The sequence below is a fragment of the Citrifermentans bremense R1 genome (assembly GCF_000426865.1).
Lineage (GTDB): Bacteria > Desulfobacterota > Desulfuromonadia > Geobacterales > Geobacteraceae > Geomonas > Geomonas bremensis.
Genome location: NZ_AUGE01000032.1, coordinates 23,218 through 36,258, shown reverse-complemented (window position 1 = coordinate 36,258; position 13,041 = coordinate 23,218). Strand labels below are relative to the sequence as shown.

The 13,041-nt window shown below is 59.6% G+C and carries 12 protein-coding genes and 1 pseudogene; 7 read left to right on the top strand and 6 right to left on the bottom strand.

What is annotated here, in order from left to right; all coding sequences use genetic code 11:
• Positions 1-205 (bottom strand): annotated as a pseudogene (locus tag K419_RS0116150) (ISNCY family transposase); the annotation flags it as partial.
• A gap of 164 nt (positions 206-369) precedes the next feature.
• Here K419_RS0116150 and K419_RS0116145 point away from each other — a divergent pair.
• From K419_RS0116145 to K419_RS0116130, 4 genes are all read left to right on the top strand, one after another.
• On the top strand, positions 370-1,356 hold the full coding sequence (locus K419_RS0116145) for an alpha-ketoacid dehydrogenase subunit beta (protein WP_026842494.1): 987 nt from the start codon (positions 370-372) through the stop codon (positions 1,354-1,356).
• A gap of 9 nt (positions 1,357-1,365) precedes the next feature.
• Positions 1,366-2,808, top strand: a complete 1,443-nt coding sequence (locus K419_RS0116140) for a dihydrolipoamide acetyltransferase family protein (protein ID WP_026842493.1) — start codon at positions 1,366-1,368, stop codon at positions 2,806-2,808.
• A gap of 260 nt (positions 2,809-3,068) precedes the next feature.
• A complete protein-coding gene (locus tag K419_RS0116135) occupies positions 3,069-3,464 on the top strand; it encodes a response regulator (protein ID WP_026842492.1) in 396 nt (131 codons plus the stop codon).
• Positions 3,465-3,848: 384 nt separating this feature from the next.
• Positions 3,849-4,346 carry a hypothetical protein gene (locus K419_RS0116130; protein ID WP_026842491.1) on the top strand — a complete coding sequence of 166 codons (498 nt, stop codon included), beginning with the start codon at positions 3,849-3,851 and terminating at the stop codon, positions 4,344-4,346.
• A gap of 8 nt (positions 4,347-4,354) precedes the next feature.
• Here the strand turns inward: K419_RS0116130 and K419_RS0116125 are convergent, their stop codons facing one another.
• The gene (locus tag K419_RS0116125; RefSeq protein ID WP_026842490.1) at positions 4,355-5,413 is read right to left on the bottom strand and encodes a rhomboid family intramembrane serine protease; all 1,059 of its coding nucleotides are present in this window, start codon (positions 5,411-5,413) and stop codon (positions 4,355-4,357) included.
• A gap of 396 nt (positions 5,414-5,809) precedes the next feature.
• Here K419_RS0116125 and K419_RS0116120 point away from each other — a divergent pair, with 396 nt between their 5' ends.
• On the top strand, positions 5,810-6,205 hold the full coding sequence (locus tag K419_RS0116120; protein ID WP_026842489.1) for a pyridoxamine 5'-phosphate oxidase family protein: 396 nt from the start codon (positions 5,810-5,812) through the stop codon (positions 6,203-6,205).
• Between the two features lie 3 nt (positions 6,206-6,208).
• Here K419_RS0116120 and K419_RS0116115 read toward each other — a convergent pair whose 3' ends face one another.
• Positions 6,209-6,394 carry a putative signal transducing protein gene (locus tag K419_RS0116115; RefSeq protein ID WP_026842488.1) on the bottom strand — a complete coding sequence of 62 codons (186 nt, stop codon included), beginning with the start codon at positions 6,392-6,394 and terminating at the stop codon, positions 6,209-6,211.
• A gap of 474 nt (positions 6,395-6,868) precedes the next feature.
• On the opposite strand from K419_RS0116115, the gene K419_RS0116110 reads away from it, so the two are divergent.
• Complete coding sequence (locus tag K419_RS0116110; protein WP_026842487.1) at positions 6,869-7,228, top strand: response regulator; 360 nt, start codon at positions 6,869-6,871, stop codon at positions 7,226-7,228.
• A gap of 558 nt (positions 7,229-7,786) precedes the next feature.
• Positions 7,787-8,728, top strand: a complete 942-nt coding sequence (locus tag K419_RS0116105) for a hypothetical protein (RefSeq protein ID WP_026842486.1) — start codon at positions 7,787-7,789, stop codon at positions 8,726-8,728.
• 81 nt (positions 8,729-8,809) lie between these two features.
• Here the strand turns inward: K419_RS0116105 and K419_RS0116100 are convergent, their stop codons facing one another.
• The 3 genes from K419_RS0116100 to K419_RS0116090 are packed head-to-tail and all read right to left on the bottom strand — an operon-like array spanning position 8,810 to position 12,637.
• A complete protein-coding gene (locus K419_RS0116100) occupies positions 8,810-9,214 on the bottom strand; it encodes a bacteriohemerythrin (RefSeq protein WP_026842485.1) in 405 nt (134 codons plus the stop codon).
• A gap of 31 nt (positions 9,215-9,245) precedes the next feature.
• Positions 9,246-11,264 carry a cache domain-containing protein gene (locus K419_RS22185; RefSeq protein WP_035497336.1) on the bottom strand — a complete coding sequence of 673 codons (2,019 nt, stop codon included), beginning with the start codon at positions 11,262-11,264 and terminating at the stop codon, positions 9,246-9,248.
• Positions 11,264-12,637, bottom strand: coding sequence for a sigma-54-dependent transcriptional regulator (locus K419_RS0116090; protein ID WP_026842484.1), 1,374 nt, complete (start codon positions 12,635-12,637; stop codon positions 11,264-11,266). The genes K419_RS22185 and K419_RS0116090 overlap by 1 nt, the downstream gene beginning before the upstream one ends.
• Between the last annotated feature and the right edge of the window lie 404 nt (positions 12,638-13,041).

Below are 13,041 nucleotides of genomic sequence, written 5' to 3'. Positions count from 1 at the left end.
GCACGCAAGATCGAAGCACCTGCTCAGCCGTCATTCCCTCTCGCCCGGTTTCGTGGCGGCGATTACGGATCAGGTCGTTATAAACCAAGTCCAGCATCTGTGGTGTGTCATCTAGAACCTTGGAGATCTCCTTGAGTTCCAGGCCGATGTCGTGACGAGCAGTTACTGAAAACAGGCTCATCTGCCGGGTCTGTTTTTGCCTCATGTTTGCCGCTCCAGTTGTTATTGAATTGAAGCAAATCAATATGTTACGGAACGGATTATAGCACGGCGACAACTAAAACCTAAGCACTTTCTCGGGGATTAGACAACAAATTCAGCACGTTATGTTTCCGGACGGAAACTAAACTAGCATGACTGGAGCACTAAATGCCTGAAATGACCTACCGCGACGCAATTAACCAGGCGCTTAAAGAAGAGATGCGGCGTGACAAGAAGGTGGTGGTCTACGGTGAAGACGTAGCCCTCTACGAGGGGGCCTTCAAGGTGACCCGCGGGCTGCTCTCCGAGTTCGGCGAGCTGAGGGTTCGGGATTGCCCGATTTCGGAGAACACCATTGTCGGGGTGGCCGTGGGCGCCGCCATGGCGGGGGTGCGGCCGGTAGCCGAATTGATGACGGTAAACTTCGCGCTTCTCGCCATGGACCAGATCGTGAACCACATGGCGAAGGTCCGCTATATGTTCGGCGGCCAGACCTCGGTCCCGATGGTCATAAGAATGCCGGGCGGTGGCGGTAGCCAGCTGGGCGCCCAGCACTCGCAGAGCCTGGAAAGCTACTTCATGCACTGCCCCGGGATGCTCGTTGCCTATCCCGCGACCCCGGCCGACGCCAAAGGGCTGCTCAAGAGCTCTATCCGTACCGATAACCCGGTGATTTTCCTTGAGCACGAGCTTCTCTACAACAGCAAGGGAGAAGTTCCCGAGGACTCAGAGCACCTGGTTCCATTCGGAAAGGCCTCCATTATGCGCACAGGCGACGCGGTGACGCTCATCGGCTACGGTCGCATGTCCATCCTTTCCCTGCAGGCGGCGCAATTGCTCGAGAAGGAAGGCGTCTCCTGCGAGGTGATCGACCTGCGCACCCTCACCCCGCTCGACAGCGAGACCTTCCTTAGCTCCGTGTCGAAGACCGGCCGGGCGGTCGTGGTGGAAGAGTGCTGGAGGAATGCGGGGCTTGGGGGGGATATCGCCTCGCGCATCTACGAGCGCTGTTTCGACACCCTGCTGGCACCGGTCAGGCGCATCTCCGGGCTCGACGTGCCGATGCCCTATTCGCGCAAGATCGAGAAGGTCTGCATCCCGCAGGTCGAGGGGATAGTGCAGGGCGTCCGGGATCTTCTAAACGAATCATACTGAGGAGCCGCCATGAACGAGATCGTCATGCCGAAACTGTCCGACACCATGACCGAGGGGAGGCTAGTCTCCTGGAAGAAGAGGGTAGGGGAGACGGTGACCCGCGGCGAGGTGATTGCCGAGGTCGAGACTGACAAGGCGAACATGGAACTGGAAGCCTACGTCTCGGGCGAGTTGCTTGAGATAAGGGTGCAGACGGGGGATCTGGTGCCGGTGGGTACGGTGATCGCCGTCATCGGGAAGGCCGGTGAAAAGGGAGCGGGCGCGGCACAGCAGTCGGCACCGGTGCCGCACGTGGAGCCTGAACCGGCAAGGCCGCAAGAGGTGGCGTCTGCCGGGCCGCCGGCCGCGCTGAAGCCTGAGCCAAGTAGAGGAGAGCCTCAATCATCGGCCGCAGAACCGCCCGCCGCGAAAGGGGCGAAGCCTGCCGAGGCTGTCGATCTCGTCTCCCCGGAAGGGGAAAAACAGGCCCCGGCCGCGCCTCCCAGGCCCGGCGCCGAAGAGTCGCAGCCTGCCGGCGAGCCGAAAGAGCCGTACCGCCAGGGGGGGGCGCCGGAGGGGGCCGCGCCGACCGCTGAGCTTGCAGCCGGTGCCGGGCGGGAAAAGGCTGCACCCATGGTCAGGCGCCGTGCCCGCGAGCTGGGGGTTGATCTCGCCCAGGTGCAGGGGAGCGGTCCCGAGGGGCGCATTCTGCTCACCGACCTGGAGTTGCAAGAGAAGGAACCTGCGCCGGCTGGTCAAACACCACAGGCTGCCGCTGAAGCGGCGCCGGCGCCTGAGGGCGAAGGGCCAAGGCCGATGTCGCGGCTGCGGAGCGCTGTCGCCAGGACCGTGACCGAATCCTGGCATAACATCCCGCACTTCACAGTCACCGTGGATGTCGAGATGGACGAGGCTGAAGCGGTCCGGCGCCAGTTGAAGCAAAGCGGCATGCCGGTCAGCGTCAACGATATCATCGTGAAAGCGGTGGCGATGGCGCTCTCGCAGTTCCCGCAGATGAACGCGAGCTTCACGCCGGAAGGGCTGCAGTTCCATAGCGACATCAACATTGCGATAGCAGTAGGTATGTCTGACGGCGTACTCATGCCTGTGCTCTCTGCTTGCCAGCGGCGCTCGCTGCTTGATATCGCGCAGGGAGCAAAGAAGCTCGTGGAACGTGCCCGCTCCGGCAGCCTCAGTGAACAGGAGATGCACGACGGGACCTTCTCCATTTCCAACCTCGGCATGTTCGGTGTCGGCAGTTTCAGCGCCATAATCTATCCCTCCCAGTCAGGAGTACTTGCCGTCGGGACCGTCTCCGAAGTCGCCAGGGTAAATTCAGGCGTGCTGAACAGCACCAAGGTCATGAAGGTCACCCTTTCCGCCGACCACCGTGTGGTTGACGGCGCCTATGCCGCACAATTTCTGGCCGGATTGAAGGAAATCCTGGAGAACCCAGTCCGGCTTCTCATCTGAACCTGCAACCGTCCCGTTCGTTCCTTTGAAAATGGGGGTAGCGTGAACGCTGCCCCCTTTGCTTTGCTTTGCCGCCTCCCTCGACTCATGCAGCATCCCTTCGGCCTCTTCTTAGGTACCAGCACACCCGCTATCGGCTTTTTTCACTGAGATGCTAAAGTACCGTCCCAATGAGCCGATAGGAATGCTAGCTGGACATTCCAGATGGCCAGATTGTTCCTGGGAGCACAATACTCGACCTGTAACAGTGGGGGAAGATTATGAAGTGTTTGATAGTAGACGACGAAGTCTTTTGCCGCGATTTCGTGGCCACCCTCCTCAGTACTACCGCCGATTGCCATCAGGCGGGCAGCGGCGTCGAGGCGCTTGAAAAGTACAACGCAGCGTTGGCGGCGGATGACCCCTTCGACCTAGTCATCATGGACATCATGATGCCCGGCATGAGCGGCCATGATGCCGCGAAGGCAATCCGGCATATCGAGAAGGAGCAAAAGCCGACGAAAAGGGTAAATATCGTCATGCTGACCGCACTCAACTCCTCCAACGACGCCATGGAGTCCTTTTGCAACGCGCAGTCCGCCGCGTACCTGGTAAAACCAGTTTCCAAGGATGGGCTCTTCAATGTGCTTTCGAAGCTGGGGCTTATGAAGCGGTAGGAATCAGCAGTTCATTTGAAAAAAAGCGGCATCCGACACGGCCATCTGGACCGGAAAGGATGCCGCTTCTCGTTCGGGGGATCAGTTAGGGTAAGCAGTACCAAGCGCACTGAGACCTATGACATCAGGGTATGCGATAAGGACGGAGTACTGATTGCGGTGTGCCAGGCACTGGCATATCGGACCGGAAAGCCGCTTCCCTTTCTCTGAGAGGCACCCGGTCGCTGATCGAGCCTGCAACAGATGTTGAATTCGAGGCCACTGAGTATTAAAATGTTTACTGAGCCCATGGCTCAGTTTCCGGTTGTCACGACTTATCCAGTGGCAAACCTTCTTATGAGCATGGGTGCTTTTTACTGCTACCGGTTTTCACGAGGAGGTCTCATGGAAAGACATCATCAGATCCATTTTCTTCGCCAGGCACTCTTTCTTCCCGTACTGCTTCTGGCCGTTATGACCTGCAGCGCGGCGGCAGGCGTCAACCTGAGCGTCAATATCGGCCCGCCCATAGTGGTTGCCGAGCCCCCTGCCGTGGCGGTGGTGCCCGGTTCCGGCGTCTATTTCGTTCCGCAATTCGATGTCGATCTCTTCTTTTACAGCGGCTACTGGTGGTCCCCCCGCGGGGAGCGCTGGTACCGTTCGCGCGAGTACAACGGCCCCTGGCGCGTGGTGTCGCGTAGCGCCGTGCCGCGGCCGGTGTATCGCGTACCCGGCGACTACCGCAGCGTCTACGTGAAGGAGCGTCACATACCGTACGGCCAGTGGAAAAAGGAGAGAAACGAGTACCGCGGCGGTAAGGGTGGGAGAGGGGAGTCTCGCGGACATGGCGAACACAAGGGGGAAGGTCATCGTGACGGCCACGGTCGCGGCGGGCACGACTGATCCAGGTGCTACCCCAGAGAACTAAGCGCCGACATCCAGGCGGCGACGACTACCGAGGCGCTGGCCAGCGCGAGGAGCGCGTTGACCAGCAACTTCGGCTGCCCCAGATATCCCACCAGGAGTTCCGCCACCACGCCGAATAACGAGCCGAAGCAAAAGCCGAAGAGGTGCGCACCGAGGTCGGTGCGCTCCCCTTCAGTCCCCAGAAGCACCAGCAGCGCGAGCGCCGCAGCGACCGGCAATGGCCAGCGCCTACGCAGGTGGTGCCGGTAACGCATCATGGAAATTGCGCCCAGGATGCCCACCGCCCCGAAAACCGCGGTGGAGGAACCGACCGAATTGTGGCTTGGGAGCTGAATGTAGGCGTTGGCGAGGTTGCCGCAGGCCCCTGAGGCCAGAAGCAGGGTCCAGGCGAGCCCTGAGCCGAGGTCACGGCAGAGGTAGACGACGAAGAACCCGCCGATGGCGAGGTTGCTCATGAGGTGCAGTGCGTCCGCGTGCAGGGTGAGCGCGGTGATTACTCGCCACCACTCGCCACGCATGATGGCGCTGGTGTGAGCGCTGCCTATCTCGCCCCAGTCCACAGGTTGGCGCCCCATCAGGGTCAGGTCGAGGTTGGTCAGGTTGTGGAAGGTGGCGAGCAGCAGCAGTATGCACAGGGTGGGGAGCGTGTTTTTAGCCATCGGGCGGACCGGCGGCAGGAAAGGCGGCCAGTTGCGGTTCTCGTCGACGTAAAGTCGCAGTTCGCGGCAGGCGTCCTCCAACCGCGAGTGGGGGACCAGTACTTGCCATCCTCCCCCCCCGGGCTCGACCCGGTTTTCGATGTAGCGCGCTTCCAGCACCAGAGCCCAAAGCCGAGCGCGCCGCTGCGCAAGATGCGTCCCGGCCTGGGCTTCCACCTTGGCCGGCGGCACCGCCACCCACTCTTCCATACTCTCCGAGTTTTCTTCCTGCTCGTTTTTCATGGCGGCAAGTATGTCAGATCCTTCCTCCAGAGTCACCTGGAAAGCGGATTCCGGGGGTAGCGGCGCCGTCTTCTTGGCAAAGCCTCCCTCGTCGCTCCCCATCGAACCCTGTACTTCACTCTGCATCGCGTCTCCCTGGCCGGCTCCAAATCCCCAAACCCCAGCGTCTTGACTAATTTTTACTCAGTGCTACAAGAAGCTAGTGCTGACGCCTGGTTAAATCAAGGGCACGCTCAAAAAAGACAGCTTCGTGTTTGCCGATGCAGGTTTCTCGGTTTGATTTCCGCAGGTGGTATCGGAGTTTGGCACGCCGAAGACCGTCGTAGCTCCGAAAGGGGAAATGGAATGCGAGGCAGGAAGATCCGCTTGAAACAACCCGCTGCCGCTCGAAATAGTTGGTACCGCATGTCCAACAGCGCGCATCCTTCCCGAAGGGTGCCGATTCGGGTTCGGTGGCACCGGAGGCTGGTCCGCATTGGTAAAAGGAGGTATGTCTACATGATTAACGAAGAGATCAGGCATTTCGTAGATAGGGTCGGGCATGCCTTTGTGGCTACTGCCGATGCCGAAGGGAATCCGCACCTGGCAGCGGGTCGGGGCATCACCATCATGGAACCGGACAGGTTGGTGTTCGAGTCGTGGTTCTGCCAGACCAGCCTGAAGAATCTGGATGAAAATGCCAGCGTGGCGGTCGCCATCGCCGACCCGGTTACCGGAAACGGGTTTCAGTTCCTGGGGCGAGTGGAAAAGACGGTGGACACTGCGGTGCTGAACGGCTATGCGCCCGAACTTGAGCCTGCGGGTCTCCCCCAAGTACAGTGGAGGCTGGAGATCCGGGTGGAGAAAGTAATGGCCTTTACGGCCGATGCCCACTCGGACCGCCCCCTGGGGTAGCGCTTACTTACCTGTTTTATCCTGCAGCATCAATTCCTCTGCTTTAGGCACATCCTCTTCTGCCACCTCTATTTCCCTGGCGGCCCCTGCCTTTGCTTCACCCAGAAAATACTCGATCCCTCCTTTGCTGAGAATCGCCTCCACGCGTGCCAGATCAGCTTCATCTTTCGGGTTGTAGAACCTCACCATGACATCCTCCTTGTGGTTCCTGGTATCTTCAGGAGCCGGTGCTTTGTAAAACCTTGCAAATTCTAGTCGTCAGCACTTCAAAATCAAGTAACCCTTCAGCACCCCAAACCGCAACGATACCTTGATTTCCGCCATTTCACGTTGGTTACGTTAAAATTCCCGTCAAATGACTGAGTGGCTCCCCTTGTTACAGTGGCCGGTGTGCGCACGACTGAGTGCGATACAGGTGCCGTTATGTCGGCATGTGCCGGCCGGGTCTGGAGAATTTAATAGTGGGCGAGACCCACTGCATAACCTGAATAATTGCGGTACGTTCGGAAGCTGAGCCTGTACCGACTCTTTAATAAAACCAATCTTAACTCTTCTGCTTGTCGGAAAGAACGCGAAACTAGGGGTTTGGGCATGCCTTAAGCAGGTAGTGGAGCATCGCGGGTTGAGGTGCCGAGCCAAGTTTCCAATGCAATGAGGTGTGATATGAAACGAAGGGTTCTGATCGTAGACGATGTAGAGGACATAAGAGTGATGCTCCGTCACATGATCGAAAAGCAAGGGCACACCATCGTTGCCGAGGCCGCTAACGGCATCGAGGCTGTGGAAAAGTTCCGCGCACACCGGCCCGACGTCACCATCATGGACATCGACATGCCCCTGAAGACCGGAGTGGAGGCCGCACGCGAGATCCGTGAATTCGCCCACTCTTCCCGGATCGTCTTTTGCAGTGGCGGTTTCTCGAAATACGAGACCCCCCCTGCCGAACTCCGTACCGGTCGGAGCAGCCTGCTAAGAAAGCCGTTTCTGCCGTCCCAGTTGTACGAAGAGTTGTGCGCCAGTTAGTTGGATTGCAATCAGCGTGTTCTTTGACTGCTATGTGATGTGAATTGACTTGTTATGTTCTTGCTTGTATGTGGTTTCTCTGCATGTGATGCTATGCGATGCTGTGTGATGGATGCAATCATTTGTATGTGATCTTTTTTTCTGATGCTATGAGCGATGCGATGGTATGTTTGCTGATGGAATGACGTAGTCGACAAGGAGTGGATCTAAGCCGTTGGGTGGCCTGTATCAGTTGGGGGCCACAAGTTTTCTTTAGGAAGAATCTTCGCCGCAAGGCGAATGGGAGCCCAAACGGCTCCCATTTTTTTCCTGTTTTTGGTTTTGCGGTTTCAGCGAGGCAGACGGCCGCCGTATCATCACGAGCCTTCCGGCTTGGAGGCGCGCGTCGAGCAGCATGAGACAGAGAAGTCGTTGCCGCTGCAAGGCTCCTAGAAAATGATGTATGCGTTTGAGGCCTGCTTGTGCTAGGGTATGTGGTCGCCAACCTGGATCAACCGGCCCATCTGTTGGCACAGATCGAAATTCAAAAAAAAGAATGGCAACAAAAACGGGTAACTCATGACACCACAACTGCATAACGTAACCTCTCAACTAGCCCAACTGCACGGCCATGCCTACTTCAGGGTGGACGAAGGCCCTCTCAAGGAGAGCATCGCCCGGATCATCCTTGACGATGTGGAGGAGGACCTGGCCGAGTTACTGTCGGACTCCGCGTTCGGACTCGAAGTGAGCGTCGGCCAGCAGGAAGGGGAGAGTGAGCCGACAGTGAGCTACAGTGTCGATCACCCCGGCGTGGTCTACCGCTCGGAGATCGGGCTTTCGTGCCTCCCTGACGAGGCCCTGGAGGACCTGGCGCTCTGCCTCGACCGGATGCTGCAGAATGAAGCGCCGGCGCAGGATCAGCCCGCTGCGGGCACGGTGCTGCGTAAAAAGCAGGACCACGACCACCATGAGCAGGATGCCGCCGCGACGCGCCTCAAGGTCTCGACGCAGTGGCTCAAAAGCGTGGTCCCCTGCACGGACTACAGCTACGAGGAGATCGACGGCAAGAAGTACATCCGTGAGTACTACTGGTCGCGCGACCTTATCGAGAACCTGGTCCGGATCAAGTCCACGAAAACGACCCCTGAGGACCTGCAGTACGTAGCGAAGGAATGCTGCGACGGCGACGTGGACTGGGCCAAGGATCTGATAGCGCGGTTGAAGTCCCCGAACCGCCCGGAACCCGCCCCCAGGGAACAGCCCCAAAAGGTTGGGCAGAAGGGACAACCCCAGGCAAAACAGGGAGGGCAGACCCAGGCGAGAGTCGCAGGGCAGCCCCAGGCAAGACCGGCAGCGCAAGCCCAGGTGAGACAGCCCGGGCAAGGCCAGGCGAAACAGGCCGCTCCCGGAGAACGGGTGCGCAGCCGCTCCAGGAACAGAAAGCCGTTCCGGCAGGGAGGCAAGGACGGCCAGCGCAAGCCCGACCAGCCCGCCGGCCCCAAGCCGCCGCAGGCATGATATAGCGAAAAAGGGAGACGCCACAGGCGACTCCCTTTTTTCATTCTCCTTCCTCGCCTTTGCTGCGCCGGGCTTCAAGCCTCAGGCTTGTGAGCGCAGGTACCCCGCGAACGCCATGTCGGTATTGCTGATGTGACGCATCAGCCACGAGGAGAGGGTCTTGTTGGTCTTGATCACCAGCGGCAGCGTCGCCCCCTCTGCCGCGAATTCGCGCGCCAGGCGCTCCACCTCGGCTATGAAGCTTGCATGCTGCGCCTTGTGCTCCGCGTACTCAGGGTAGGCCTCGCGCAGTTGCAGCCGCTCCTCTGCCGAGAAGTGCTCCTTCACGTAATCCTGCAGGAACAGCAGCAGCCGCAGCACCTCTTCTTTCCCTTTACCCTCGCTGCAGGCGTTGAACAGACGGTCGAACCTGGCGAAAATCTCCTTATGCTGGTCATCTATCTGCGCTACTCCTGTCGCCAGGTCGCTGGTCCACTGCATACTCATGTATTTGCTCCTGTGAAATGGAAGTTTTACTTTAAAGATCTTCGCCGTTTTTCGGCGTTTCCTGTCCCGATTCCGTTTCCCCGGGCAAGACGATCTTGAAGCAGGTACCGGCTTCCGGCGTGCTGGAAACCTGGATGTCGCCGCCGTGGTCCCTGATGATGCCGTAGGAAACGGAGAGGCCGAGCCCGGTGCCGCTGTCCCTGGTAGTGAAAAACGGGGTGAAGATCTTTTCCAGATGCTCGGCAGGGATCCCTTTGCCGGTGTCGCGGATCTCCACTTCGCAGCCGTTGCCCGGGCCGTGCGGCCGGGTGGTGAGCCTGAGGGTCCCCCCCCCGGGAAGCATCGCCTGCACCGCGTTCAGGATGATGTTGCTGAAGACCTGCCGCAGCTGGTCGGTATCCCCGGTTACAGCCCCCAGGCTCATGTCGTATTCCCACTGCACCGAGATGGCGTCCATGGGAACCTGGTGCCTGATCTGCGCCACGATGTCGTCCAGGATCTCGTGCACCATGAACTCCCTCTGGTTCAGGGATTTCTGGCGCGCGAAGGTGAGCAGGTTGCCGACGATCTTCGCCATGCGCTCGGTCTGCATGCTGATGATCTCGACCTCCTCGTGGTTGGGATGTTCCGGGGGGAGGCACATCTCCAGCACCTCGGCGTTGCCTCGGATGATGGCGAGCGGGGTGTTGATCTCGTGGGCCACGCCGGCGGCGACGATCCCCAGGTCGGCAAGCTTTTCGGCGCGGGCCAGGTCCGCCTGGGTCTGCAAAAGCAGGCGGTTCTTGTCGGAGAGTTGCGCCGTTCGCTCCTCCACCTTCAGCTCCAGCGCGCGGTGCAAGAGGCCTATCTCGGCCTCTTGGCGGCTCAGCGCCCTGGTCATCAGGTTGAAAGCGTCGGCCAGGTCCCCGACCTCGTCCTTCGTGTGTACCTCCATCTGCAGGTTGCGCTCCCCGCGCGCCACCCGGTGCGCCAGCTTCTCCAATTCCTTGATGGGACGGGCGAGGAGGGTGGCGATGAAGCCGGAGACCGCCAGCCCGATCAGGGAGGTGACGAAAAGCACCATGTACAGGATCGAGTTGACGCTTTTTTGCATGTGGGTGTAAGGCTTCTCCAGCATCCCCACGTAGAGCGAGCCGATCGCCCTTCCCCGCAGATCCAGGATCGGTTCATAGGCGGTGAAGTACCAGTCGTTCACCACGAAGGCGCGCCGGATCCACTTCTTTTTCTCCACGATCACCCGCTGGTACACCTCTTCGGATACCCTGGTCCCGATGGCGCGGGCGCCGTCGGCGAGGCGGACGTTGGTGGCGATGCGGGCGTCGCCCAAAAAGATGGTGGCGCTTCCCACGTCCGTGCCGTTGAACTGCACCCCCTCGTACACGATCTCCTTGATCTTGTCGACCAGGGCGTTGTTGTTGTTGAGCAGGACCGCGCCGTACAGGGCGCCTATGACCTGTCCGGCATGGTTTCTCAAGGGGGCTGCGGAGACCATTGCCATACCCGTTTTTTCGATCGTGTCGTTGCGCGGACGGGCATGCGGCGTGGAGACCAGCGGAATGGTGGCGCGACTGGATAGCGCCACACCCTCCCGGGCCAGTTCCTGCTCGCCCATAAGCGCCGTCCCCGTTACCGCCACCCCTTTCAGCGCCTGCTGCACGAAATAGCTCTTTTGCAGGTCGCCGGCAAGGCTCGGGGTGTGGGCGCGATACAATACCCGCCCCTTCGCGTCCACGGCGGTCAGGATGTCGAGCCGTTTCTTGTAGAGCCGCTGGCGCAAAAGCGCCTGGATTTCATGGTCGCCGGCGACGATGGAGGAGGAGTTGTAGGGGTTGGTTGCGGTGAGATCGATGAACTCGCGGATCCGGTCCAGCTCGTTTCGGTAGACCTCGCGCGCGGAGTTGAGGTCGGTGCGCACCTTTTCCTGCGCCTGGCTCGCGATCTTCTCGTTGATGATGTAGAGGCCGGCCAGGGAGCAGATGAAGAAGGCGACGAAAAGCGGCGCCAGCGCCCCGAAGGTGAGCTTGGCCTTGATCGGAAAGCGCTTGAGCATCAGCGGGAGCCCCCGTCTTCCAGGCCATATTCCTCGATCTTGCGGTCCAGCGTGCGTCTGGCGATCTCGAGGATCTTGGCGGCGCGGCTTTTGTTGTTCCCTGAGGCCTTGAGGACGTGCAGGATATGCTCGCGCTCCACTGTCTCCAGCGAGACCAGCCGGCTCACCCCCGTCTTCGCCTCGGCCGGCTGCGGGTTGCGCCAGACCGGCAGGGTCTCTGCGGTAATGGTGTGGCCGCGGGTAAGGATGGCCGCGCGCTCGATGGCGTTTTCCAACTCCCTGATGTTCCCGGGCCAGCTGTAGGAGATGAGGAGCTGCATCGCCTCCCGGGTGAAGTCGGTGATCTCTCGCTTCATGCGGGCGGCGTACTTGATCAGGAAGTGCCGGGCCAAAAGCTCGATGTCGGCACCGCGCTCCCTAAGCGGCGGCAGGTGCAGGGAAATCACGTTGAGGCGGAAGTAGAGGTCCTCCCTGAAGCGCTTCTGGCGCACTTCTTCCTCCAGGTCCTTGTTGGTCGCGGCCACGAACCTGATGTCGACGCTTCTCGCCTTGGTGTCGCCGACTGGTATGAAATCCCCCTCCTGCAGCACGCGTAACAGCTTCGCCTGGATTGCCGGGCTCATATCTCCCACCTCGTCCAGAAACAGGGTGCCGTGGTTGGCCGCGTCGAGTAGCCCCTTCTGGGCGTTCACCGCGCCGGTGAAGGCACCGCGCACGTGCCCGAAGAGCTGGCTTTCCAAAAGTGTGTCCGAGAGCGCCGCGCAGTTGATGGTAAGAAAGCGCTCCTTGGCTCTCGGGCTGTTGTTATGGATCAGGCTAGCCACTAGCTCCTTGCCGGTGCCGGACTCGCCCAGGATGACGACGTTGGATTCGCTTTGCGCCACCAGCATCGCCATTTCGTGAACGCGCCTGAAGCTCTCGGAGGAGAAGACGAGCGGAGTGGAAGGGGAGGGGATGCCCAGTTCGTCCTTGAGCGCGGAGTTTTCCTTCAGGAGTTCCTTGCGCTCCAGGACCTTCTCCAGGATCCCGAAGATCTTCTCCTTGGGAAAAGGCTTGGTGACGTAATCGTAGGCGCCCAGCTTCATCGCCTCGATGGCCGAGTTGATTGAGGCATAGGCGGTCATCATCACCACCGGGACCTCGAGGTTCATCTTCTTCACCCGCTGCAGTATTTCAAGCCCGTCCAGATCCGGCATCCTGACGTCCAAAAGCAGCAGGTCCGCCGCGTCGACCCCGTGATTTTCCAGGTAGCTCATCAGCGACGTGCCGGAGCTGAATACCTCCAAGTCGAGCCCCTTGGCCGTCAGAATCTTGCTCAGATACCTGAGAATCTCGACCTCGTCGTCGCAAATGATCACCCTGCCGTTGTACATAGTCGTCACCTTTATCTGCCGAGTGCGCCGCGGTTCTACCCCTGGCGTCGTGGCCTGCCCACCTTACCACCGGGCCGGATTTCGCAAAGGTTCAATATCTTTCGTGGGGGGCAAAATTGTCAAGGGAAATTCCTTTTGCGCTAAAACCCGGAACACAGAGTACACGGTGGGACACAGAGGTCTCGGAGGAAAGCCAAAGCTTTTCTAAAGTCTCTTTTCTACGTGTCTGTCCCGTTTTTCCCATGACCTCAGTGATCCGGTGGCCCGTCCAAGCTTCCATCACGCTCCTGGCTGCAGCAGCACGACATGATGATTCTCATAATTTTACTGTTTCTTTCCGTCATCCTTCCCGATTTTGTGTTATCTTTTTCCTTCCAAGACACCGTCAGCAACACAGCCAGGTT